General features: G+C 63.9%; 22 protein-coding genes and 1 riboswitch. Of the genes, 2 read left to right on the top strand and 20 right to left on the bottom strand.

The window, feature by feature from the left end:
- Positions 1-408: 408 nt before the first annotated feature.
- The 14 genes from VGH98_20785 to VGH98_20720 all read right to left on the bottom strand — a co-directional run bounded on the left by VGH98_20785 (position 409) and on the right by VGH98_20720 (position 14591).
- Entirely contained in the window at positions 409-1272 is an 864-nt protein-coding gene (locus VGH98_20785) for a hypothetical protein (GenBank protein HEY2378428.1), read from the bottom strand.
- A 209-nt stretch (positions 1273-1481) separates the two neighbouring features.
- Complete coding sequence (locus VGH98_20780; protein HEY2378427.1) at positions 1482-3095, bottom strand: sigma-54 dependent transcriptional regulator; 1614 nt, start codon at positions 3093-3095, stop codon at positions 1482-1484.
- Positions 3092-3604 carry a MogA/MoaB family molybdenum cofactor biosynthesis protein gene (locus VGH98_20775; protein ID HEY2378426.1) on the bottom strand — a complete coding sequence of 171 codons (513 nt, stop codon included), beginning with the start codon at positions 3602-3604 and terminating at the stop codon, positions 3092-3094. The genes VGH98_20780 and VGH98_20775 overlap by 4 nt, the downstream gene beginning before the upstream one ends.
- A 16-nt stretch (positions 3605-3620) precedes the next feature.
- Positions 3621-4736, bottom strand: a complete 1116-nt coding sequence (gene gcvT / locus VGH98_20770; GenBank protein ID HEY2378425.1) for a glycine cleavage system aminomethyltransferase GcvT — start codon at positions 4734-4736, stop codon at positions 3621-3623.
- Between the two features lie 115 nt (positions 4737-4851).
- Positions 4852-5529 carry an Ig-like domain-containing protein gene (locus tag VGH98_20765; protein ID HEY2378424.1) on the bottom strand — a complete coding sequence of 226 codons (678 nt, stop codon included), beginning with the start codon at positions 5527-5529 and terminating at the stop codon, positions 4852-4854.
- Positions 5526-5957 carry an Ig-like domain-containing protein gene (locus VGH98_20760; GenBank protein ID HEY2378423.1) on the bottom strand — a complete coding sequence of 144 codons (432 nt, stop codon included), beginning with the start codon at positions 5955-5957 and terminating at the stop codon, positions 5526-5528. The genes VGH98_20765 and VGH98_20760 overlap by 4 nt, the downstream gene beginning before the upstream one ends.
- Positions 5958-6087: 130 nt before the next feature.
- Positions 6088-6480 carry an SgcJ/EcaC family oxidoreductase gene (locus VGH98_20755; GenBank protein ID HEY2378422.1) on the bottom strand — a complete coding sequence of 131 codons (393 nt, stop codon included), beginning with the start codon at positions 6478-6480 and terminating at the stop codon, positions 6088-6090.
- Positions 6481-6547: 67 nt separating this feature from the next.
- Complete coding sequence (locus VGH98_20750; protein ID HEY2378421.1) at positions 6548-8323, bottom strand: hypothetical protein; 1776 nt, start codon at positions 8321-8323, stop codon at positions 6548-6550.
- Between the two features lie 74 nt (positions 8324-8397).
- Positions 8398-8964: a pyridoxamine 5'-phosphate oxidase family protein gene (locus VGH98_20745; protein ID HEY2378420.1), complete on the bottom strand. Its 567-nt coding sequence runs from the start codon at positions 8962-8964 to the stop codon at positions 8398-8400.
- A gap of 74 nt (positions 8965-9038) precedes the next feature.
- A complete protein-coding gene (locus tag VGH98_20740; protein HEY2378419.1) occupies positions 9039-10991 on the bottom strand; it encodes an ABC transporter ATP-binding protein in 1953 nt (650 codons plus the stop codon).
- A 62-nt stretch (positions 10992-11053) separates the two neighbouring features.
- The gene (gene bcp / locus VGH98_20735) at positions 11054-11530 is read right to left on the bottom strand and encodes a thioredoxin-dependent thiol peroxidase (GenBank protein HEY2378418.1); all 477 of its coding nucleotides are present in this window, start codon (positions 11528-11530) and stop codon (positions 11054-11056) included.
- A 121-nt stretch (positions 11531-11651) separates the two neighbouring features.
- Positions 11652-12107 carry a hypothetical protein gene (locus tag VGH98_20730; protein ID HEY2378417.1) on the bottom strand — a complete coding sequence of 152 codons (456 nt, stop codon included), beginning with the start codon at positions 12105-12107 and terminating at the stop codon, positions 11652-11654.
- A gap of 13 nt (positions 12108-12120) precedes the next feature.
- Entirely contained in the window at positions 12121-13158 is a 1038-nt protein-coding gene (locus tag VGH98_20725) for a hypothetical protein (GenBank protein ID HEY2378416.1), read from the bottom strand.
- A 116-nt stretch (positions 13159-13274) separates the two neighbouring features.
- Entirely contained in the window at positions 13275-14591 is a 1317-nt protein-coding gene (locus tag VGH98_20720) for a sialidase family protein (protein HEY2378415.1), read from the bottom strand.
- Positions 14592-14694: 103 nt separating this feature from the next.
- Here VGH98_20720 and VGH98_20715 point away from each other — a divergent pair, with 103 nt between their 5' ends.
- Positions 14695-16422: an ATP-binding protein gene (locus VGH98_20715; protein HEY2378414.1), complete on the top strand. Its 1728-nt coding sequence runs from the start codon at positions 14695-14697 to the stop codon at positions 16420-16422.
- A gap of 13 nt (positions 16423-16435) precedes the next feature.
- Here the strand turns inward: VGH98_20715 and argF are convergent, their stop codons facing one another.
- Positions 16436-17347, bottom strand: coding sequence for an ornithine carbamoyltransferase (gene argF / locus VGH98_20710; protein ID HEY2378413.1), 912 nt, complete (start codon positions 17345-17347; stop codon positions 16436-16438).
- 220 nt (positions 17348-17567) lie between these two features.
- Positions 17568-17658: riboswitch (cyclic di-GMP riboswitch) on the top strand.
- A gap of 161 nt (positions 17659-17819) precedes the next feature.
- Between argF and VGH98_20705 the strand changes: the two genes are divergently transcribed.
- Entirely contained in the window at positions 17820-18026 is a 207-nt protein-coding gene (locus tag VGH98_20705) for a hypothetical protein (GenBank protein HEY2378412.1), read from the top strand.
- Between the two features lie 146 nt (positions 18027-18172).
- On the opposite strand, the gene hslU is transcribed toward VGH98_20705, so the two are convergent.
- From hslU to trmFO, 5 genes are all read right to left on the bottom strand, one after another.
- Positions 18173-19645: an ATP-dependent protease ATPase subunit HslU gene (gene hslU, locus VGH98_20700; protein ID HEY2378411.1), complete on the bottom strand. Its 1473-nt coding sequence runs from the start codon at positions 19643-19645 to the stop codon at positions 18173-18175.
- Positions 19646-19664: 19 nt separating this feature from the next.
- Positions 19665-20201, bottom strand: a complete 537-nt coding sequence (gene hslV / locus VGH98_20695) for an ATP-dependent protease subunit HslV (GenBank protein ID HEY2378410.1) — start codon at positions 20199-20201, stop codon at positions 19665-19667.
- Between the two features lie 42 nt (positions 20202-20243).
- Entirely contained in the window at positions 20244-20756 is a 513-nt protein-coding gene (locus VGH98_20690; GenBank protein ID HEY2378409.1) for a hypothetical protein, read from the bottom strand.
- A gap of 84 nt (positions 20757-20840) precedes the next feature.
- The gene (locus VGH98_20685; protein ID HEY2378408.1) at positions 20841-21827 is read right to left on the bottom strand and encodes a tyrosine recombinase XerC; all 987 of its coding nucleotides are present in this window, start codon (positions 21825-21827) and stop codon (positions 20841-20843) included.
- On the bottom strand, positions 21796-23154 hold the full coding sequence (gene trmFO, locus VGH98_20680) for a methylenetetrahydrofolate--tRNA-(uracil(54)-C(5))-methyltransferase (FADH(2)-oxidizing) TrmFO (GenBank protein HEY2378407.1): 1359 nt from the start codon (positions 23152-23154) through the stop codon (positions 21796-21798). The genes VGH98_20685 and trmFO overlap by 32 nt, the downstream gene beginning before the upstream one ends.
- Positions 23155-23161 lie beyond the last annotated feature (7 nt).

Genomic DNA, 23161 nt, shown 5'->3' with positions numbered 1-23161 from the left:
GACCGATGCTATAAGGTTGGCTCCGCTCAACAGCTTGAGTTGAAACCTTGACCTCCGCTCGTCTTCGCTCTGCGAGGGAGGGGGTCTGTTTTGTGTGTTTAGAGGTGGCTAGTTCTCGCGTCGTCTCGGTGAGAAGTCGCTAATCACGCACTGATTCTCTGTCGGTGCTGCGGTGCTGAGAGTCTTTCCTGCCGCTGCAACAACACCCGCGTGGGATACGCCGCGAGGCGTGAGGTGGGAACTGCCTTACATCTCCGGATCGCCGTCGATCCTTCTCGATCTCGTCGGGCTGTCCTCTGCCCGCCGCCGTGTCGCGCTAACTTACACCATCTCTCATCTGGCGCTGTGAGCGCCCTCACCTTCCAGACGAGCGCGCCTCACTTCGCGCATCACTCGCCCGCCCTTTTCTTACTTCGAGTAGTCGATCCACCGATTCGTGGCATCCAAAACGGCCAAAACGCTCGCTGTTTCCTGACTTTCTTTCACTTCCGCGCTCCCCGTCAACAGCGCGCTCTCCCGGCCCGTCCGCGTCGTCAGACCCACGAACACGAACTGCCGATCGAACGCCTCGATCGTCTTGCACCCTTCCAAGCCCAGCACCCGCGCGTCGCCCTCGGCCTGCGTGATCGCCGACAGGGTCGCCCGCGCTGCGAGCTCGATGCGAAGACGCTCATTCTCGAGACCCTCCGCCTCACCCACATAGGATGATTCGCCCTTCCGCAGCGTCACCCGGCAGGCAACGCCCTTCGAGCGAGAACGCCGTACCTCGATGTCCTCGAAGTACAGCCGGCGCCCCACGGCGGCTTGCCCCGATGCAGGCATGACCTGGGGCATCGACTGCGGTGGCGTCGCGCGCGGCGCGCTCGCCGGCGCGGCAGACGCCAGAGGTGATGCGGTCAGATTGGAGATGCTTGGCGGCGGCGCCATCGTCTTCGCAGGGTCCGATTTGTCTGAACGAATTGCCGGCGGCGCGTCCGCACGCGGCGCAACTGGCGCCGCCGGCACGGCGCGTCCCTCGCTCGATGTCGCGACGCTGATCTTCTTGTGGCTCACACGCATCCCAAGATGCGCGATCAGCGCGCTCTCGACGTTCCGCACCGTCTGCTTCGGCGACACCTCATCCGTCGTCAGGATGTGTATCTCCTCAACGGCACCGGTGCCACTCGCGACGATGCGCGCCGAGATGATGCCCGGGAGGGTCGCCAGCAACTCTTCCGCGCGTTGAATGGGTAGGACGCTGCCCGCAATGAACGATGATTCAGGTAACGACACGGAGGATGCGACTCGGGTAGACACAGACAAGCTCCACCCTGGAAGTGGTGGCGCGAGACTTTTTTCAATGAATGCTGCTGGGACACAGCGCTCGGTCGGCGTCGACCAGTCGGCTAATGGCAGGCGCGCCAATATGCGAACAACAGGGGCATTTATCAAGCGATTGCGACTTGCGTCACCGATGCGTGACGGCTTCGCGACCAAGCGACTCAACCAATCGAGTACTCCTCCTCCGGAACGCGGTACTCCTTGATCTTCCGGTAGAGGGTGCGCTCGCCGATGCCCAACATCTCAGCTGCGCGGCGGCGATTCCCCTTCGTCTCCTTGAGCGCTGCCTCGATCACCGTCCGCTCGATGTCGGACATTTTGGTGCCGGGCAAAATGGTCACGACGTTGGGCGGCGGAGGCTGATCGAGTGGCTCGATTGCCGGCGCGCGCGCGCTCGCGAGGCTCGAGCCGCCGCCGACCCCGCCGCCATCGCGACTACCATTGATCGCCGCCGGTTGAACATCACCGATCCAGCCATCACGACGACGCGATTCCGCGCCGTCGGCGCCCTCCTCGTCGAACCGCCGACGTAGCTCCTCGACCTGCAACTTGAGCTCGATCAGGCTCCGCACGATGAACTCCAATTCGCGGCCAGCGGCACTGTTCTCCTCGCTTCGAAGTATCGGCCCGATGTGCACGGGCAAATAGCGGGAACCGCCGTCCCGAATTTGTCTGGGCAAGTCTTCGGGGTGAATCTCGTGCCCCGGCGAAAGCACGACCATGCTCTCGATGAGATTGCGCAGCTCGCGGACATTTCCCGGCCACGGATACTCGACGAGAATCTGCATCGCCGCGGCGCTGATGCCGTGAAAGGCGCGGTCGTGCTGCTTCGAGTAGTCCCTAATGAAGTGCCGAACGAGGATCGGTATGTCCTCGCGTCGGTCGCGCAGCGGCGGCAGGTGAATGCGAAGGACGTTCAGGCGATAAAACAGATCGCTCCGGAAGCTTCCCTGCTCCACCTGATCGCGCAGCGGCCGATTCGTGGCGGCAATGACCCGCACGTCGACTTTGATCGGCGACGCGCCGCCGACGCGCATGAACTCACGCTCTTCGAGCACCCGGAGGAGTTTCACCTGAGTGCCGATCGGGATCTCCCCGATCTCGTCGAGGAAGATCGTGCCTCGGTCAGCGAGCTCGAAGCGGCCCAACCTCCGCTCGGCAGCGCCCGTGAAGGCGCCCTTTTCGTGACCGAACAGCTCGCTTTCGAGCAGCGTTTCGGGCAGCGCACCGACGTTCACGGCAATGAACGGCTTCGCCTTGCGCGCGCCGAGCAGGTGGAGCGCGCGGGCGACGAGCTCCTTCCCGGTACCGCTCTCGCCTTCGACGAGCGCGGTGGCAGTCACCGGGGCCATTTGCTCGACCTGGACCATGACTTCGCGAACGGCATCGCTCTCGCCGATGAGCCCCGTTAGGCGCTGCAGGCGACGCCGCTCGAGAATGCGCTTGAGGCTCGCGAGGACCTCGGCGTAGTTGACCGGCTTTGGATAGAGCTCGACGTAGCCGGCGTCGCGCAGCCGCTCGAGGTGCTCGTCGTCCGCGATGTCGCTCAACCCAACGGACGCGGCGCCATCCCAGAGTTGCTCCTTCACAAGCGCCACGGATGCTGGATCGGCAAGATCACCACTGAAAACCATGACGTCCGGCTTCTCGCGGCGTATGGTCGCGCGCATGTCGTCGAGGGGAGAGACGACCGCCGTCTCGATTCCCTCCGCCTCGAGGAGCGCATTGAGCCTAACGGCTGGCTCGACGTCTTGCAGCGTGAGGAGGATCTTCATGCACGTGAAGCGTCGTGCGCCGCGCGCGGCGCATGTTCCGTCACGTCGCCACGGAGAATTCCGATTGCGTGGTCGATGATCGGATCGAGCGCCACCAGACTGTCGCGCACGGCGTTTGGAGAACCCGGCAGATTGACGATGAGGGTGCGACCTCGCGTGCCGCTGACGCCTCGGGAGAGCGCCGCGCGAGGAAACGTCGTTAGACATGTGATGCGGAGCCGCTCGGCGATCCCCGGCGCGTCGCGATCGATCACCGCGCGCGTCGCTTCGGGCGTCACGTCGCGCGGACTCAAACCCGTCCCCCCCGTCGTGAGCAGGAGGTCGACGCGGCCGCCGTCGGACCAGTCGGTTAAGGTCGTTGCGATCGGCACGACGTCGTCGGGCACGAGTGTACGCGCCGCGAGCTCATATCCCTTCGACTCCGCCCAGGCAACGATGGCGTCGCCGGACGTGTCGGCGCGTTCGCCGCGCGCGCCCGCGTCCGAAACAGTGAGGACGCCTACGCGCATGCTCAAATGAGGATTGTCACAGGTGGCTCGCTTCCTTATAGAAGGGCATCTTCACCACCTTCGCCGGAACGCGTTTGCCGCGTATGTCGACCTCGAGCGCCGTGCCTTCCTTCGTGGCGGCCGTCGGCAGGTAACACGTTCCAATCGGAATGCCTAACGTTGGACTCATCGTGCCGCTGCGAACCTCGCCGCTCGACACCGCTCCGGCGAAGACACCGTAGCCGTGGCGGGCAATGCTCCGTTTGTCGTCGGGAACGAAGCCGACCAGCTTCCGCGCGATTCCCGCCTCCTTCTGCGTGACGAGTGCGTCGCGTCCGACGAAGTCGCCCTTCCCCAACTTCACCAGCCAGCCGAGGTTGGCCTCGAGCGGCGTCGTCGTATCGTCGATGTCGTTGCCGTACAGCGCCATCCCCATCTCGAGGCGCAGCGTATCGCGGGCGCCCAGTCCTGCCGGCGTGACGCGCCCGGTACCAACGAGCGCTTCCCAGATCGCCGCCGCATAACGATTGTCGAAATACAGCTCGAAGCCGTCTTCGCCGGTGTAGCCGGTACGCGAGATGATCGACGGGTCTCCCGCGACCTTCCCCTCCACGAAATGATAGTAGCCGATCGTCGTTAGGTTGGTCTGGGTAAGCGTCTGCAGAATCTCGACCGCTTGCGGACCCTGGAGCGCGAGTAGTGCGATGTCGTCGCTCCTGTTGTCGATCTGCGCGTCGAAGGGGCTCAGGTGGCGCGAGATGTGGCCGAAGTCTTTGTCGATGTTCGATGCGTTGACGACCATCATGAGATGGTCGGCAAAGCGGTACACCAGACAATCGTCCTCGATCGTGCCTCGCTCGTTGAGAATCGTCGAGTAGTGGACCTGGCCGACGGCGAGCTTCGCAACGTCGTTGGTCGTCACATAGCTCACGAAGTCGACCGCCTGCGGGCCGGTGACGATGAACTCCCCCATGTGCGAGACATCGAACAAGCCACATCGCTCACGCACCGCCTTGTGCTCGGCGCTAATCCCGGTGGGGTACCGCACCGGCATCTCGTAGCCCGCGAAGGGGACGATCTTGGCGCCCAGTGCCCGATGAATGTCGTAAAAAGGCGTGCGCTTGAGCGCCCCAAGGGTGGCCGTATCGGTCATGCGAATCTCGCTCCGCCATCCGGATGATATGACAGTGAATATATGCCGGACTGACAGGACCGTATCCAGTCGTTGGCCGCCTGACAATCGATCGGGCGCGGCCCTGTATCTCTGATCAGTTCGACGGCAGAGCGCTGACGGTGAACGTCACCGAATTGAAGCGCGAGGTCGCCACGATTGCGATCTTGCCGGTGTCGGGACCGACGGTAATCACATTCGTGGTCTTCCCGGTCGAATCGGTGGTCCCAGTCTGGACCTGAAGCTGACCGCCATTGCTCGACCAGCTGATGTCGACTCCCTTCATTGCATTGCCGAAGCGGTCGGTCGCGATCGCCGTGAGCGTGAGTGGAAATCCGACTAACGCCGCGGCGCCGTCACCGCCGAACGCCGAGATCGTGCCGACGGTGTCGTTGACCAGATTGACCGTGAACACACCCGATGCGTCCGCAGTTGCGGCGGAAACTTTTGCTGTCGCCACAATCGCCGCCGAGAGATAGGTCGTGCTGACCTGGCCGTTGACGTCGGTGGTGTCGACGATCGTCGTCAACGAACCGCCGCCCGAAATGACGGCCCATCGCACCTGAATGTTGGGCAGCGGCGAGCCATCCGAGTTCTTCACGACGGCAACGAGCGGCGCTGAAGCGCGGTTCCCGACCAGAACCGTCTGCGAATCACCCGAAACTCTCGAGACGGACGCGGGCACCGAAGGCCCGAGCTTGTGATCGCCGCAGGCAATGACCGTGGCGACCGCCAGCGCAAAGGCCCCAAGGCGGAGAGCGGAATGATTCTTCATGGGACGCGAGTCCCGTTGGAGGATGCCTCGATGTGAACGGTGAATGATGCGGTCCAGACCTGTGAGACGATGGCAACGACGGTCGCCACGCCTGGAAAAGCGCCGGCCGTGTACCTGATCGACGCGTGGCCGGTGGCGTCCGAGGTGGACGTCGAATCGCTAACGGTTCCGCCGCCGCCCGTGACGATCCATGTCACGGTGGCGCCGGCGAAGGGCGACCCGTTGTCGTCGACGACGAGCGCAACAAGTGGATTTGCCGGGGCCGAACCGACGACGGCGAACTGATTGTCGCCACTGACGACCGAGATGCCTTGAGGGGCCGGCGGACCCGCGCTGTTGTTACAGGCCGACAGCGAAAGCGCGAACGTCAGGAAGGCGACGGATCTGCACGCTCGGGACGACGCGAGCGAAGATTGAAACCAGTGCATGGGATATTCGAGGGCGACTGCCCCCGACGGTACAGGGTGGATAGAGGGTGCGTTGAGTAGATTGACGCGGCGCCACGGAATCTGCGACCGCCTCCAGAAGTCTTAATTCTAGTCACGGTGAACGGCAGGGCTAACGCGAATCTTCGACCGTGAGGAGATTCGCGTCGCGGCTCAAAACCCATCGGCCGTCGGCAAGCCGACGGAAAACGCTCAGCACTGGACCGCTTCGGCGCAAAGCGGCGCCGCCCGCGAGCGGCGTCATCGTGACGATGAGCTGCGCCCGAGCATAGGCAAGATCCCCGGAAACAACGACCTCGCGTACATCCGACGTGGCTTCGATGCGATGGCTCGAGAGGCTGCTCAGGCTCCCGGCGAACTCCTTCTTGCCAAAGGGCGGCTGTCCTGCGACGAGAAACACGACGTCGTCCGACATCAGGGACAACACGGTCGGCGTGTCGCCAGCGGCGCTCGCGGTTAACCAGCTTGCAATCACGTCGCGGATCGCGCGTTCGTCGGGTGACATAGCGTGGGGCCCAGAGGGTTCGTTCGTGAACTCCAATCGCGACAGATGATGCCGCGGCCAACTGCATTCAATGCTTCGCTTCGCTAGGATCGCCCAAACCGACGAGTGCGAGGAGTTTCAACGCGTTCGTCGATGTCGCGAGGCCGGGACGGAGCAGATAGTCGAAGGTCATCCCGGCTGCGCCCTCACCATTGCCGCTCACGTGCTCCGTGAAGTGTACTGCCTCGCTCGCCGACGCCAGCGCTCCGTCTGCCGCGAGCGTCAGATCGTGAGTCGTGACGGCGCCGATCGCGCCGCTCCGGACGAGGTGCGTCAACACCGCGCGCGCGGCGATCAGCCGTTCGGCGGTATTCGTGCCGTGCAGAATCTCGTCCAGGAGATAGAGGAGCAGACTCGTCCGGGTCGGGGCGCGAGCGGCGTCCACGATTTCCTTTAGCCGCTCGAGCTCCGCCATGAAAAGCGATACGCCGCGCTCGAGCGAGTCGGCCAGCCGGATACTGGTGCGCAGCTCGACGACTGGCATCGTGAGACGCGCGGCGCACACCGGAGCGCCTGCCTGCGCGAGTACGACGTTAAGTCCGATCGCGCGGAGGAGCGTGCTCTTGCCCGACATGTTCGAGCCGGTGACGACCAGCAAGGTGCCGGGCGGCCCGAGGGTGACGTCGTTGGCCACCCGTGTGCTCGCCGGCAGTAGTGGATGGCCGAGGGCGATTCCCGTTAGGCGGTCGCCGAAGGGAGCGAGCTCCGGAAAGGTCCACTGCGGGTTGTCGTGCGTGAGCATGCCGAGTGCAGCGAGCGCTTCGACTTCGCCCAACGCGACGAGACTATCGCGTACGTGACGGCCGTAACGCTGGCGCCACCGGTCGAGCCAGGCCAGCGCGTGCACGTCCCACAGGACGAGCACATTGAGAATCGTGTGCATCAGCGAGCCCTGGCCCTCGACGAGGCCCAGCGCGCGCTCGAGGGCGCGCAACGCCTCGATACCGTCCGCGGTGCGCTCGCGCAGCTGTTGGAGCAGCGTGGCCGAAAACGATTCGGCGGCAATCTGGCGGAGCATGCGTCGCTGAATGCCGAGACCACTCGCATGCGCGAGCACATTCGTTAGGCCGGTGGAGAGCGCGGCGCGGTATCGGCCGAGCAGGAACAAGCCGACGAGCAGAGACAGTCCGGGAACGGTCCACGGCACGCGACGAAAGAACGCCAGTACCGTTGTCGCGAACGTGAGTAGAGGGACGATGCGCGCGGACCAGACGAGACCGCGCAACTGGCTCAACGAGAGATCGCCGGCGCCTTCTGCCCACTCGAGGAAGCTCTCGAACTGGTCGGGCGCAATTTCGCGGCCCTGCTGGGCCAGGACGGCGAGCTCCTCTCGGAGTGCCGTGACGGACGCGAGCTCGGCGACCGCGATCTGTCGATTCTTCAGTTCATCCGCGGCGGCGGCCGGGTCGAGCAACCAACGCAGCAGCGTTGGCCGTCCCGTCGGCGCACTCACCACATCGAGGAGACGGAAGAGCGACGCCGGCGTGCCACACACGTCGAGATCGGTCGCATATGGGTGACTTGCGGGAGCGCCTTCGCGAGCGTTCGGCAGCGACGCCCACGTGCGACGTACGCGTGCCGACCCGCGCGCATTGAGCTCATACAATGCCCGCGCGTGGGCCGCTGCGTTTCGCGCGCGACCATGCAGTGCGATGAGCACGAAGAAGGCGATGACGCTCGCGACGAGCGCAGGGGCGGCGAGCATCGCACGTCTCGCGTCGGAGAAGAGCCAGGCTCCGCAGAGAACGCAGACGAGAAAGTTGCCGAGACGCATGCTCGCAAGCGCGTCGGCGCGTCTTCCCATGACTGCTGCGGCTGCGGCGAAGTCCGCGGCCCGCGTCTCGTACCAGCTTACGACTTCGCTGTCGTCGTGCGCGATCAGGTCCTCAGCTCGTTCTCCGACTGATGACGTCGTGCCGCCGCACGCAACTCGTCGGCGGTCACCTCGCGCTGGTCGCCGATGTCCGGTGGCGCGCCACCGACCATTGCGCGCGCAAGATCGAACAGCACCAAAGGTAGCGGCCGGTCGCGCTTGAAGTAGGCCACCGCTTGAGCCTCGACGAGAATCAGCGCGATCCGGGGATCGTCCACCGTGCCTGCGTTCTTGTCGCCTGGACGCGCTTCACGGAACCAGATTTTCCAGTCCGGCTTGTGAAGCCCGCGGATGAGATCGCGATCACGCGAGAGAATTGCCCTGCCGCTCACCGACACCCATTCGCGTGTGCGGTCGCGGTAGTACGAGACATTCACATGCGGATCGAAGGCAAGCTCCTCGAACGTATTGGACTCGATGTTGGTGACGAACCAGAGATCGGCGCCCGCGGTGCGGCGCTGAGTCTGCATGGCGCGTGACACGAGCTGGCCATCCGAGCGCCGCGTGGTGAGCATCGCGACTTCGATGCCGTCGATGAGGTCGTACAGGTCGTCGACGTGAGAGTCTGACATGGTGGTTCGTTAGCGGGTGACTGGTGGTTGGTACCGATCACCTACGGGCAGGCTCCGTGCCGATGCCGCCCCCGTCACCGAATCAGCGGAACCTCTTGGCCTTCGTGTTTCGCGACCTCCATCTGTCGCAGCACCATACTATGGTAGCCACCGCGCTCGGTCATGAGCTGCTGATGCGTCCCGCGCTCGATGACGCGCCCGTCCTCCATTACGAGAATGAGAACGGCGCGCCGAATGGTGGAGAGGCGATGAGCAATTACGAAAGTCGTACGACCGGCGAGCAGCGTTGCCATCGAGTCCTGGATGAGCTGCTCGCTTTCCGTATCGAGATTGCTGGTTGCTTCGTCGAGGATGAGTATCTGCGGAGACGCGAGGATCGCGCGCGCGATCGCGAGTCGTTGCTGCTGTCCACCGGAGAGTTTGACGCCACGCTCTCCGATGAAGGTGTCATAGCCATCCGGAAGCCTGACGATGAACTCGTGCGCGTTCGCGCGGCGGGCCGCATCCTCGACGTCGGCATCAGTGGCGTCGTGGCGCGCATACGCGATGTTGTCGCGCACCGAGCCATCGAAGAGAAACACGTCCTGCTGCACAATGCCGAGCAGGTCGCGGTACGTGTGCAGCCGCAGGTCACGAATGTCCGTCCCGTTCAGCAGGATGCGGCCGCGCGAGGGATCGTGGAAACGCGCCACGAGATCGGTGACTGTTGTCTTGCCGGCACCGCTTCGGCCAACCAGGGCAATCACCGACCCGGCAGGCACGGCGACATTGAACTCGCGGACAACCGGACGGCCCTCGACGTACTCGAACTCCACCTTCTCGAAGCGGATCTCGCGCACGACTCGCGGCGCTTCACGCGCGTCGGGCCGGTCGGGCTTGTCGGCGTCCGTCGCCAGGAGCTCGAAGACGCGCTCCATCGCCGCGAGGGAGCGCTGCAGCTCGGAGAATGAGTTGACGATCGACCAGACCGGATTGAGCAGCAGAAAGGTGTACCACTGGAAGGCCATGATGTCGCCGATCGACGCACGACCGGCGATGTTGAGGTACCCTCCGTACCACACGATCACCACGTTCACGCCGCTGAGCAGCAGCGACCATGAGGTCCACAGCACGAGCTCGCGGCGGTGCGCGAACAATTCTTTTCGCAGCACCGTGTGTCGGCCGCGAAGATAGTCGAGGAGCTCACGCGTCTCGGCGCGGAACGCCCTAACGACGCGGATGCCCGAGAACGTCTCGCCGACGCGGCCATCGATCATCTCGGCGTCCTTCCTCAAAGACCGATAAATCGGTCGCACGCGCCGCGCGAACGTGAGGCTCGCCAGCACGACGCCGGGAATGACAGCCAGCGCGGTGAGCGCGAGCCGCCAGTTGAGCGACACCAGCACGACGACGGCAATGATGAGCCGAATGAACGAGACTGCAGGCGATACGATCGCCATTTGCAAGAGGCCGGTCGTGGTATCGATGTCGCCGGAGAGGCGCGACAGGATGCCGCCCGTCTTCATGTCCCACAGCTTGGATAGCGGAAGGTGCAGCAGCCGCTCGAACAGGGCGCGACGCAACGAGAGCATCACGCCAACATTGAGCAAACGCTGACGATAGTCCTTCAACGCACCGAGGGAATTCGAGATCACGATCACGACCAGGAACGTCAGACCCGCGATCTGCAGGCGAGACAACCGAGCCGCGACGTCGAGCACCTTGTTCAGCAATACGTGGTCGATGATGAACCGCATGAAGAGCGGCTCGACCATCTGCAGCGCACCCGAGATCAGAGCGAGTAGGAAGACCGCGGCCAGAGCGTAGCGGTGTGGCCGGAGCCAATGCAGGTAATCGCGGACGTATTTACGCCGGTTGCCACGCTGCTTTGCGGCCGCCGCAGTCTTGTCGTCCCCGTTGTCCGTCAGAGACGGTTCCACGCGCTTCGCGGCCTCGGCGTTCGTGGAATCGTCGAGGCGCTTGTGCTTGTAATCCTCGACGAAATCGCGGTAGCGCTCTCGCGAGGAGAGTCGGCGACTCTTGCTCATCGTCGACGATGATTGCGCCGGGATGCCGAAGGCACAAGATCGCGACGGCCCCGGTTTCCACCCTAACGCGTGGCGCGCGCTGATTCCGCTAGCGCTCGCTCGACCTCCTGGGCGTGTCCCTCAGGCTTCACGGTGCGGAAGATTTTCGCGATGCGGCCTTCCCCGTCGATGACGAAGGTGGTTCGCAGTACTCCCATATACTTTCGCCCAAACATCATCTTCTCGCCCCACACACCATACGACTCGGCGATTGCGTGATCGGGATCGGCCAAGAGGGTGAACGGCAGTTTGTACTTCGTCTTGAAACGCTGGTGCTTCTTCACGGAATCCGGACTCACACCGAGCACAATCGCATCCAGGTCCTCGAATTGTGGAAGCGCGTCGCGAAACTCGCATGCTTCCACCGTGCAGCCCGGCGTGTCGTCCTTGGGATAGAAGTACAGCACGACGGAACGGCCGCGGAGCGCAGACAAGGAGATCGTCTCGCCGGTGTCGGTGATGGCGGTAAAGGCGGGTGCCCGATTTCCTTCGTTCAACATGTCGATGATCTCGTGTGAATGGTGTACTCAGTGCCGAGCAGGCCTCGAAGCTAGCACGCGGTGCCAGCCGCGACGATGGGTCTGAACGAGGAATCCAGACCCGTCGCCGTTGGTTGCAGTACTAGCCGCTGCGGTGGACGTGCGCCATCGTCACGACGAGCGTTTTCGCGGGTCCAACTCCCGCAAGTTGCTCATCCTGTTGCTTTCGCAAACGCGAAACATACTCCTCGGCAAGGTGCTGTTCGTCGGCGCTCAGCGAGTATGGTGAGCGCCGACCGTGCAACGTGATTACCACCCGGTTCGCGAGCGCTTCGCCGTCGATCTCTCGCGATCGGTGCAGCGAGGCGAGCGCGGTGGCGAGCGCGGTCGCGTCAGCGCCTTCGGGCAGCAGAAGCAACGTCCGTCCCGTCGGACCAGGTTCCCGGATGATCGTCGCCGTCGCCGAGGAATCGGCCAGTGCCTTCACGAGCGCGATCGTCATTTCTCTCGTTTGTGCCGCGATCGGCTGTGGCATTCCAGCGAGCGCCGGCAGCAGGAACCAGATCAGCGCCGACCAATGTGTTCTGTTCGCAGACATCTCGTATCTCCTCTCAGGGGTCTGGGTAACACGTGATTCTCGTCTCGAAGAGCGCACCGTAGTAGTAGATGTCTCCCTGTTCGCAGTGGAAACTGACGGTGCCGGTGCCACCGGTCGTCGGCGGATAAGACACGGGCGGATAGTACGGCGCATTCGGACCTGTCGGCGGAGGCGGCGGACCTGACGGAACACCAACGGGTCCTGTCGGCGGCGTGGCGTTCGTGGAGTCTGTGGGCTGTTGACCGCCGTCGTCGCCTGACGAACACGGTGACGCTTGACTCGTCACCTGTGCGTTGGCCGCAACGCTCGACTCGTTGTTGCCGCTGCTCCCGGTCGAGACCGGGCCGAGACCGATGCTGACGGGCAGATTCACATTTGAGACATAGTAGCCGACCGTGGCGCTACCAGAGGCACTACAGGTAGGCGCACCATTGAGAGCCATCACGCCATTGAGCCGTCGCCGATTGTCGCAGGTGCCAAGGACGGCGTCGGTGCAATTGATGAGTTGCCCCGGACCCTGCGCCATTTCTCCGGACGAGGAATACGTGCTACCATCCTTTCCCGTTATGGTAACGCTCTGTACCGAGATTTCGGCCTGATCGCCGACGAATACGGCTTCTGCCTCGATGCCGTCCGGCACGTTGCTGGACTTGTCGACCTGACCGAAGTGCAGCGCCTCGTAATGCGAGATGATTTTCGGTGGCGAACGGTATGTGCCGCTCTCGTCGCCAGCGAGCAATGCGTTAGGCGTGATCGGGATGGGCGTCAACCTCGGATCGCCGGCGCTGTCCGGAATTCCGTTCGCCTTCCGCCAGGCGCGTCGCGCGTTTTGATACTCCGGGTGGCTGCGTGCCCAAGCGACGTCGAACACCCGCATCACCGAATCCGCCTGGCGTCCACTGAAGGTCTGCGTGTTGCCTTGCCGCAGAGACGCTTCCGACTTCGGTTGCGGCGTTCGGCCGCGAGGTGCGAGTGGCGCGTCGTTGCACGCCGCGACAGCCAGCGTGAGCAGGACGGCGGCCCGGAAAGCCGTCGATGATCTTTCGTGCATCGTATGATTCCTCCTGTTCGCGCGCCATCGCGCGCGTCGTTAGGTGTGCCTCGACCGCGGAACGCCCCGGACGCGTTAACGGTGCGAGGAGAGAGGGGCGACGGCGCGCGCCCAGCTCAGTGACACGGGACAAGGCTTGTCGTCATCGTGCCGACCCAGCTGGGTTCGCGCCGAATGCCCCAGGTGAGGAGCGGACGCTGCGCATCGTCCGTTCCGAGTGCTGGGTTGTACGGGCTGAGCTTCGCGTCGATGATCGCGAAGTCGCTCCAACCATTTGACCATGTGCTGGCGAGCATGCGCTTGCCATCTCCATCTGCCAGGACCGACAACACCGAGTGGTCGGGCCGCAGCAATACCTGCAACTCATCCGCGTTCGCGATCAGCGACGTCGGCATCGCCCGCCGCCACGTCGCACCTCGATCGAACGACTGCGTCGCATAGATGCGTCCCGGGCTCCCGCCTAACGACACACCCTGTGCCGGTTTCCCGGACGCGTCGGTCTGCTGGTACCAGAACGCGTACACCACATCCTTGTCGTCGACCAGCAGTCGACCATCGAAGTCAGGGCCGTCTTCGACACGAGAGATCGGGGCGGGTGGCGACCAGTTCCTACCACCGTCGTCGCTGCTCGTTATGAAAAATCCATCGATGGCTCGAACGGGCGGGCGCGTCATATTGCCCTGGATGAGGAGCACGACGCGCCCCGTGCTGAGCACGGCGAGTCGCGGATAGCCCACGTAAAGCGGGTCGATTCCCACACGACGGACCGTCCACGCGCCACCGTCGAAGCGAACGTATCGCAGTTCCTCGCCCTGGATTCCAACCATCAGGTGCAGTGAACGATCGCGAGCCACGATCGGCGAAGCCTGCGCCGTAGTCCATCGGATCAACCCTTCAGTCGTGAGAAGGCGCGCGGGAGGGCCCAGCGTTGCCCCGTCGAATCGTGAATACCAGAGGCTGCGCACCATGAAGAGCGACGACATCTCCACACTGTCGCGGCTTCCCCATACGACGTGTGCGTAACCGTCGGCATCGCTCGTCGCCACTGGCATCCAAGGACCCGATGCGAGATCAGCCGGCCACGGCACGAGTTGCACTCCGCGGTCTTTCCCGATCCTGACTCCCGCCGGGTATTCCTCGGGCTTGAGGGACGGTTGCCGCTTGCCGGACGTTAATGGCCAGACGCGCGCACCGAGCGAGTCGAAGGTTTCGATCGGCCAGCCCGCGATGAATACGTCGCCGCGCACCCGTGTGATCGACGGATGCGCCACGAAGACTGTGAAGCCGTCAGGCGTCCGCAGCTCATGTGGAGACAGCCACCGTTCGCCAACGCACGAAGTGGCCGTGTCCTCCACTCTCTGCCCCACGGCGATGCACGCACTGGCGACCAGTGAAGCGAGCGCGCTCAGCGCCGCAACGTTCCGCACCGTCATTCGCCGCTCCGATGGTGTTGCGTCATGCGGCCGACGTTATCGAGTCCCGTCAGGCGCCCGACACCTCATCCGGCGTGATGCGTCACTTCACCAGCTGGCTCCCATGCTACAGCTTCGCACGCTCGGCGCGAGCGAGATTCATGTTGGCGACGAGCGAATTGGTCCGGAGCAGCCGATTGCATTCGCTTTGGTCTTCCTGCTCGCGACCAGCAGCCCCGCGCCGTTGACGCGTCGCGAGCTGGCGTCCCTGCTCTGGCCCGATGTCGGCGACCGCGATCGAAATCACCGCTTCCGGTCGCTGCTTCACCGTCTGAGGCGGCTGGGCGTTCCCCTCGTATGCTCCGAGGTCACGGTGGTGCTGGAGGAAATTGCCGTCGACTATCGGCGCCTCACGAAGAGTCCACGGTCTGTCGCGGACGTGCGGGCAGACGTCCCCATCATCGGCGCTGTTTTGCCGAATCTTTACCTCACCGCGTCATCCCTACTTGCCGACCGCATCGATGACGTACGCGACGTGATCACGGCGACGGTGATGCGCTGGTTGCGCACCGCCATCGGCGTTGCCAGGGCGGAAGGAGACTGGGCTCTCGTCGAGCGATTGGCTCGCCTCGCACTGGTATTCGATGACGCGAGCGAGGACGCCTGGCTCAGCCTGGCCGAAGCACAATGCATAACGAGCGATGAGGCTGCGGCGCTTCGGACGCTCGACGAATTCGCCGGACTTCTCGGCGCGAACGAGCAGAGTATGCCGGCGACGATCTTGCGGCAGCGAATCGTCGAGGCACGAGCGAGTGGTTCGCCGGCTAAGGACGTCGACTGCTCGGTATTGATCGGCCGCGACGACGTGCTGCGCCGGATCTGGTCCGCTGTCTCGATGGCGCGCGAGGGACTTGGTGGCGCGATCGTTCTCTGGGGCCCGGCCGGCATAGGAAAGACACGCCTGCTCCGCGAGGTCGAACGCGTGCGCATGATCGAGTCGGTTCGCGTCGTTCGCGTCGGCGCGCAAGCAGTCCACGCGCTCCGACCGTTCTCGCTCGTCGTCGAGCTGATCGCGCGGCTGCTCGATGAGCCCGGCGCTGCCGGATGTGTACCAGAGGCCTTCGCGGCTCTGCAACGGCTCGCGACACCGAAGTCGCCTAACGGCTTGCCAGCTGAATCGCTATCCCCCGACGTACTTTATGACCTGCTCATCGAGTTGCTCGAGGCAATCGCCGAGGAAGGACCGTTGATGATTCTGATCGACGACATGCATGTCGTCGACGGCGCGATCTGGCCGTTTTGGCGCGCCATGTTTCGCTGGAGCACCGATCACCGCGTCCACTGGCTGCTCGGTTATCGGGCACTGCGCGAAGCAGAGCTCCTGACGCTTCCCGAAGCCAGTCTCCTTCATCGTGTTGCGATCGGCTGCCTGCACCGCACGGAGGCCGCACTGCTCGTCGACGGCAGGCGACGGGGATGCTGTCTCCTAGATTTCGATGACATTTTTGCGCGCGTGGGCGGACACCCAGCGCTGCTCTGTGCGTTCGCGCGCTCGGTCGACGAGCTTCCGCGCTCGACGGCCCGAATCGTCGACGACTGGATCGCGCGCCTGGCCGCTGCTCCCCTCGACGTCCTGCGTCTCCTTGCATCGTTAGGCGGGAGCGCCACCGCGCGATCGTTGGCGGATGTGGCACCCCTGAACCGCGCCGAGCTCACGACCGCACTTGGCGAACTCGCGCGGATTGGGCTCGTGTACGAGAACGCGGGGATCGTACACGCTCACCAGGTCTGGGCCGATGCCGCGCTCGCCCTGTATGGACGTGCCGATCGATTCGCGATCAACATCGACTGACCGATCGAGCGGTTCAGCCGAGCGATTCTTCTCCCATCAAGGCCGCCATGATCGCCTTCTGCATGTGCAGGCGGTTCTCGGCCTCGTCCCAGACGCGGCTCTGCGGCCCGTCGATGACGTCCGCGCTGACCTCCTCGCCGCGATGCGCCGGAAGACAGTGCAGGAAGATTGCTTTCTTCGACGCGTTCTTCATGAGCTTCGCGTTCACGGTATAGTTCGCGAACGCACGCGCTCGCTCGCGCTGCTCCTCTTCCTGTCCCATCGACGCCCAGACATCGGTGTTCACGACGTCAGCGCCTTCCGCCGCTTCCATCGGATCGCGTACCACGCGCACCTTCGCCTTCTTGAGCGCGCGCGCGAGCAGGTGATCCGCGGGCTCGTAGCCCTCGGGACAGGCGAGCGTGAGATCGAAACCGAGGACATACGCCGCGTTGATCCACGAGTTCGCCATGTTGTTGCCGTCGCCGATCCACGCGTAGCGCAACCCCTCGACGTCGCCGAGCTGTTGCCTAACGGTGAGCAGATCGGCGAGCACCTGGCAAGGGTGTACCAAGTCCGTGAGTCCGTTGATCACCGGCACTGACGCGTACTTGGCCAGCTCCTCGATGTCCTGGTGTGCGAAGGTGCGAATCATGATCCCGTCGACGTATCTCGAGAGCACGCGCGCCGTGTCCGCGATCGGCTCGCCGCGCCCAAGCTGCACGTCGCGCGGCGAGAGAAAGAGAGCGTGGCCGCCGAGTTGATACGTGCCGACCTCGAACGACACGCGCGTTCGCGTCGATGACTTCATGAAGATCATCGCCAGCGACTTCCCCTCGAGCGGTCGATTCTTGTACTTGCCGGCCTTCATCCTGTCGGCGAGATCGAACAGGCTCGCGATCTCGTTGCGGGAAAAGTCGGGGATCTGGAGAAAATCGCGTTCCATTTCGAGTTGCAAATGCGAGAGGAATGGGAGCGAGCGAGCCGCGGAAGCGGTTAAGCTAGCGACTCTCGCAACATCCAAGAGGTCAGGCAGTCTGCAAGCAGCAATGGCTGTAACGTTCCTGGACGGCACCGCAGAAGCGGGCCCGCATCAACGGATTACCAACAGCCCGCCGCCCGGCCCGCGCGTTGCTTTATACGAGGCCAAACTGAAAGACCATCTCACTCGATACTAGCACACCCGTCGCGAGGCGGGGCCGCAAAGCCAGGAGCGTCGAAGGGTGAAATGCCCGACGACGTCGTCCGGTTGCCGAAGGTGAACCGAGCCGCGCATGGCCGGTCCGATCGCGAGATCGACCGCACGAGCGCGCCAGGACCTCCTAGGCATCCACGCTGAGCGGCGACGTTCCCGGCTCACGCGAGATGCCTTTCGCGTTTTTACTCGACTCACCGCGATGACGCGGGAGGAGGTCACGATGTTCACACTTCGAACCAAACGCTCGGCGAATGCGTTCGCCGACCTCGAGGCACAGCTGCGCGCGTTAGGCGCGAGCGGCGACCGCCTTGCCGAAGCGACGACCTCGCTTCGGGCGTCTGCGAGAATCTTTGCCGCGGCTTCGGCCCGCCTGCGCGCGAGCGCGGTGCGACGCCGGTCGACGCGGCCAATGCTGAAACTGCTGTAGCAAGTGGAGGAAGTGGATCGAGGGAGGGACAGGCAGCGTGGCGGTTGAGGGGCCGCCCGCTGCGACCAAACGGCTCGGCGAGAACTCGCCGAGCCGTTTGGTATTCTATATATCAACTCGCTTATTACCCGAGTGGTCGGAGGCGCTCAGAGAATCCATTTGCGCAGATCCTCGTCTTCGGCAATCGTTTTGAGCCGCTCACGCACCATTGCCGGATCGACGACGATACGGGCCGCCGTGCCGTCAGGGAGCTCGTAGAGGACTTCTTCGAGCAACGTCGTCATGACGGTGTGCAGACGACGAGCGCCGATGTTCTCCATCCGCTCGTTCACCTGCGCTGCTATACGCGCGATCTCGCGAATGCCTTCGTCGGTGAAGTCGAGTGACGCACCATCCGCGGCGACGAGCGCCGCGTATTGCTTCGTGAGTGCATTCTCCGGCTCCGTCATGATGCGGACGAAGTCTTTCTCGGTGAGTGGCTTCAGCTCGACGCGAATCGGGAATCGTCCCTGCAGCTCTGGAATGAGATCGCTCGGCTTCGACACGTGAAACGCCCCGGCAGCAATGAAGAGGACGTGATCGGTCTTTACCATCCCGTATTTCGTCTGGACGTTGGAGCCCTCCACGATCGGCAACAAGTCGCGTTGCACACCCTCGCGTGAAACGTCGGGTCCGCCCATTTGCGACCGCTCGCCGGCAATCTTATCGATCTCGTCGAGGAAGATGATGCCTAACTTCTCGACCCGTTCGAGGGCGTCGGAGGTGACATCCTCCAGATCGATCAACCTCTCGAGCTCCTGCTCGAACAACACGCGGCGCGCCTCGCTCACCTTCACGGTGCGCTTCTTCGTGCGCTTCGGGAGCATGCCCTGCAGCATCTCGGTGAAGTTCTCCATGCCCTCGGGAGCACCCTGAGACGCGAACATGTCGAACATGGGCGCCGTCGCCGGCACTTCGACCTCGACCTCGCGCGTCTCCAGCTGTCCATCGCGGAGCAGCTGGCGGAGCTTCTCGCGCGTCCGCTGATATCGCTCCGTTGCCGGATCCGTGCGCTCCTTCGTGACCGCGCCACTCCCCGACACGACGAATACGCCTAACGTGTCCGTCTCCTCGCCCCCGTTCGACTCGGTGACCTCCTTGCGTGCGCTGCCGTCGACCGTCTTCGGTGGCGGCGGAAGCAGCAGGTCGAGGAGTCGCTCGTCGACGCGCTCGTTCGCCAGATCCTCGACTTCACCTTCGCGTTCGCCGCGCACCATGTCGATGGCGCTCTCGACGAGGTCGCGCACCATCCCTTCGACGTCGCGACCCACGTAGCCAACCTCGGTGAACTTCGACGCCTCGACCTTGATGAATGGCGCACCCGCGAGCTTGGCGAGGCGACGCGCGATCTCGGTCTTTCCAACCCCGGTTGGGCCGATGAGGATGATGTTGTTCGGGCTGATCTCCTCGCGGATGGACTCGGGCGCTCGTTGCCGGCGCCACCGATTGCGCAGGGCGATCGCGACCGCTTTCTTCGCGTCGCCCTGCCCAACGATGTACCGATCGAGCTCCGAAGCGATCTGCTTCGGCGTCAGATCGGCGAGTCGAGCGAGAGTTTGTTCGGTGCGGTTAGATGGCATGAAAGAAGGGGCTAGCCCCTCACGCTTCCAGGATCGTGACGTTCGTATTGGTATACACGCAGATCTCGCCAGCGATTCGCAAGCTTCGCTCGACGATCTGCTTCGGTTCGAGATCGGTGTTCGCGATCAGCGCCCTTGCCGCGGCGAGAGCGTACGGACCGCCAGAGCCGATAGCCAGTACACCATCATCCGGCTCGATCAGCTCTCCGGTTCCCGAGATCACAAATCCGTGATCGCGGTCCACCACGACGAGAAGGGCCTCGAGACGCCGGAGCACGCGATCGCTTCGCCAATCCTTCGCCAGCTCCACGGCAGCGCGCGGCATGTTCTCGGGATACCGCTCGAGCTTTTCCTCGAATTTTTCGAACAGTCGCATTCCGTCAGCCGCGGAACCAGCGAATCCCGCAAGCATTCTTCCATTCCGCAGCGGTCGGACTTTCAGCGCGTTCGACTTCATGACCGTCTCGCCGACGGTCACCTGGCCGTCCCCACCCAGCGCAACCTTTCCGTTCTTGCGCACCGCCAGAATGGTGGTCGCACGTATCCGCGGCAGCAGGTCTGTCATGCACCGGAAGATACTGCGGTGGCTAGGACTTAGTTATTTGAGGCGCGGGTCGTCCGGTGCAGATGGTCGCGGAATCTGGCGATCGCCCTCCCGAGGCTTCTTCCGACGGTCGGTAGCCGGCCAACCGCTCCCTACGGAGCGCGTCGCGTCTCCCGCAACCGGGCGCTCAACCTCGCCAGCGACTGGGGGAGACGTGACTAGCTCGCTGTTCTGCTCCGCTTCCTCGCGCCGCCGCAGTGGTCCCCGATTCACGAAGAGCTCGCGTACGTAACGTCCGTTGAGCGCCGTCCCGATGACGAGGAACGCGGCGCCGATAATCACGACGAGGATCGAGTAACGCCAATTGTCGCGTCCGATGAACGCCGCGGCGAGCGCGAGCACACCGAGCCCAATCATCGCCTCGCCGTTACGGTGGCGCTCGATGCGTCGCCGACGCCGGCGCTCGTGCGCGACCACCGTATCTGGCGTCCATGCATCGAACAAGATGCCGATGCCGAGCATGGCAACGAGGACGCCAATGATGAGGGGAAACGTCTCGACTCGCACGGGATGAGGATTGTGATGGAGCAGCGACGTGCTCGACAATCCAATGCACTCCGCGGGCCGCGGCCTTTCGCGGCGGCCTGCGTTCTACGCCCGCGGGTGCGCCTTCTGATAGACCTTCTTCAGCCGCTCGACCGACGTGTGCGTGTAGATCTGGGTCGTCGAGATTGACGCATGGCCAAGCAGTTCCTGCACCGCGCGCAGGTCAGCGCCTGCGTCGAGCAGATGCGTCGCGAACGTGTGGCGAAGCGAGTGCACCGTTAGGCCAGCCTCTTCGTCGATCTCTCGCAGGAAAGCGGTCACGGCCTTTTGTATGGCACGCACCCCGATGCGACGCCCCGTGCGCGCGAGAAATACGGCCATTCGGTCGCCGCGCGGGGCGATCGACCGTAGCAGCGCGTCTCGCTTGGCCTCGTAGTTTCGCAGAGCGAGCGTGGCCGCGTCGCCGATGGGAACGATGCGCTCCTTGCGTCCTTTGCCGCGCACCTTTACCTGCTGCGAGACGAGATCGAGATCCGAACGGCTGAGCCCCTGGAGCTCGGAAAGCCGCATGCCCGTCGAGTAGAACAGCTCGAGGATGGCGAGGTTTCGGACATCGACGAAGCCCCCTTCCCACGCCCGCACTTCCGCGGTCTGGAAGAGCAGATCGATCTGCGCACGATCCAGATACCCTGGCAGATAGCGCTCCAGTCGCGGCGCGCCGACGGCACGCGCGGGGTTGGCATCGACGATCTCGTTCCGGTGCATGTATTTGTAAAAGCTCCGCACCGCCGAGAGCGTGCGCGTCATCGATCGTTTGCTCAATCCACGCCGTGCCAGGCGCGCGAGAAAGCCTCGCATCGCAAGCCGATCGACGCCCTGCCATGTCCATGCGTCGGCGCCGTAGTGCTGGGCGAGAAAATCGAACAGCTCGCGCAGATCGCGGCGGTACGCCTTGACAGTGTTCGGCGAAACGTCGCGCTCCTTCTCGAGATGGATGAGAAAATCCGTAATCTCGCCCGGCAGAGGCGCCTCTGACTCGGGCGAGTCGTGCGGCGGCGTGTCAGCCGTGCGCGGCGACGAGCGTTTCGTCATGTATCCATTTCCGCATGTCGGCGAGCGCGCGCTCGGCGAGCTGCTCGCGCTTCACCCGCTTATCGCGCACGGGTGTGCTCAGTTCGTCGAGGAGGCCGAAATTCGCATTCATCGGCTGAAAGTAGCGCGGATCGGCATCGCGAAGATACCGGTACAGCGCGCCGAGCATCGTTGTCGGCGGCGGCACGCGCGGCTCCTCGCGGTTGAGCATTCGTGAAAGATTGATCCCGGCAAGAAGCCCAGTCGCCGAGCTCTCGGTATAACCCTCGACGCCAGTCAGCTGCCCGGCGAAGAGCGTCGTCTCCCGCGTGCGCAGCGCAAGATATGGCGACAGCGCCGCCGGCGAATTGATGTAGGAGTTTCGATGTATCGAGCCGTAGCGCAAGAACTCGGCGTTCTCGAGACCGGGTATCATCCGAAAGACACGCTGCTGCTCCGGATAGCGCAGCCGAGTCTGGAATCCAACGAGATTCCACATACGGCCAGCACGATCCTCTCGCCGCAGTTGAACGACCGCATGCGCCTGACGCCCAGTCCGCGGATCTCGAAGCCCGACAGGCTTCATCGGCCCGAAGCGAAGCGTGTCGCGTCCGCGCCGCGCCATTTCCTCGACCGGCATGCAGCCTTCGAAGTATGGGAGCGAGTCGAAGTCATGGGCGCTTGCCCGATCGGCCTGTACGAGCGCGTCGAGGAAGGCGTCGTATTGCTCCTGCGTCATCGGGCAGTTGATGTAGGCCCCCGCCTGGCTCTTCTCATCCTCGGCCGCGTTAGGCATCGTCTCCTTGCCGTAGCGCGACGCCCGAAAGGTGACGGCTTCGTCGATCGAGTCCGCCGCAACGATCGGCGCAATGGCGTCGTAGAACGCGAGCGACTCGACGCCCAGCGCCGCGGCGATCGCGGTCGCAAGGGAATCCGACGTCAACGGGCCGGTCGCGACCACGCCCCTCTCCGGGAGCGACGTCGCCTCATCCCGCGTCACTCGGACGCGCGGGTGCGCCGTTAGGCGATCGTGTACCGCTTGCGAGAAGACGTTGCGGTCGACGGTCAGCGCTGTACCACCGGGCACGCGCGCCGAATCGGCCGCCTCGAGAATGAGCGAGCCAAGGATGCGCATCTCCGCCTTGAGCAGGCCGTGCGCGTTGGTGGTCTCAGTGCTCTTGAAGGTGTTCGAGCACACGAGCTCCGCCAGCCGATCCGTCTTGTGAGCCGGCGTCGGGCGAAGTGGCCGCATCTCGTGGATGACCACATCGTGGCCACGCTCGGCGAGTTGCCAGGCCGCTTCGCTGCCGGCGAGCCCACCACCGATGACCTCTATAGGTTGCCGCATCGCAGTC

This window comes from Gemmatimonadaceae bacterium, from assembly GCA_036496605.1.
GTDB lineage: Bacteria > Gemmatimonadota > Gemmatimonadetes > Gemmatimonadales > Gemmatimonadaceae > AG2.
The sequence above is the reverse complement of the archived record's forward strand: the minus strand, read 5'-3'. Positions and strand labels throughout refer to the sequence as shown.

Coding starts and splice junctions, on each gene's coding strand:
- VGH98_20780 (HEY2378427.1), bottom strand. CDS start 3,095: ATGAAGATCCTCCTCACGCTGCAAGACGTCGAGCCAGCCGTTAGGCTC.
- VGH98_20775 (HEY2378426.1), bottom strand. CDS start 3,604: ATGCGCGTAGGCGTCCTCACTGTTTCGGACGCGGGCGCGCGCGGCGAA.
- gcvT (HEY2378425.1), bottom strand. CDS start 4,736: ATGACCGATACGGCCACCCTTGGGGCGCTCAAGCGCACGCCTTTTTAC.
- VGH98_20765 (HEY2378424.1), bottom strand. CDS start 5,529: ATGAAGAATCATTCCGCTCTCCGCCTTGGGGCCTTTGCGCTGGCGGTC.
- VGH98_20760 (HEY2378423.1), bottom strand. CDS start 5,957: ATGCACTGGTTTCAATCTTCGCTCGCGTCGTCCCGAGCGTGCAGATCC.
- VGH98_20755 (HEY2378422.1), bottom strand. CDS start 6,480: ATGTCACCCGACGAACGCGCGATCCGCGACGTGATTGCAAGCTGGTTA.
- VGH98_20750 (HEY2378421.1), bottom strand. CDS start 8,323: ATGGGAAGACGCGCCGACGCGCTTGCGAGCATGCGTCTCGGCAACTTT.
- VGH98_20745 (HEY2378420.1), bottom strand. CDS start 8,964: ATGTCAGACTCTCACGTCGACGACCTGTACGACCTCATCGACGGCATC.
- VGH98_20740 (HEY2378419.1), bottom strand. CDS start 10,991: ATGAGCAAGAGTCGCCGACTCTCCTCGCGAGAGCGCTACCGCGATTTC.
- bcp (HEY2378418.1), bottom strand. CDS start 11,530: ATGTTGAACGAAGGAAATCGGGCACCCGCCTTTACCGCCATCACCGAC.
- VGH98_20730 (HEY2378417.1), bottom strand. CDS start 12,107: ATGTCTGCGAACAGAACACATTGGTCGGCGCTGATCTGGTTCCTGCTG.
- VGH98_20725 (HEY2378416.1), bottom strand. CDS start 13,158: ATGCACGAAAGATCATCGACGGCTTTCCGGGCCGCCGTCCTGCTCACG.
- VGH98_20720 (HEY2378415.1), bottom strand. CDS start 14,591: ATGACGGTGCGGAACGTTGCGGCGCTGAGCGCGCTCGCTTCACTGGTC.
- VGH98_20715 (HEY2378414.1), top strand. CDS start 14,695: ATGCTACAGCTTCGCACGCTCGGCGCGAGCGAGATTCATGTTGGCGAC.
- argF (HEY2378413.1), bottom strand. CDS start 17,347: ATGGAACGCGATTTTCTCCAGATCCCCGACTTTTCCCGCAACGAGATC.
- VGH98_20705 (HEY2378412.1), top strand. CDS start 17,820: ATGTTCACACTTCGAACCAAACGCTCGGCGAATGCGTTCGCCGACCTC.
- hslU (HEY2378411.1), bottom strand. CDS start 19,645: ATGCCATCTAACCGCACCGAACAAACTCTCGCTCGACTCGCCGATCTG.
- VGH98_20685 (HEY2378408.1), bottom strand. CDS start 21,827: ATGACGAAACGCTCGTCGCCGCGCACGGCTGACACGCCGCCGCACGAC.
- trmFO (HEY2378407.1), bottom strand. CDS start 23,154: ATGCGGCAACCTATAGAGGTCATCGGTGGTGGGCTCGCCGGCAGCGAA.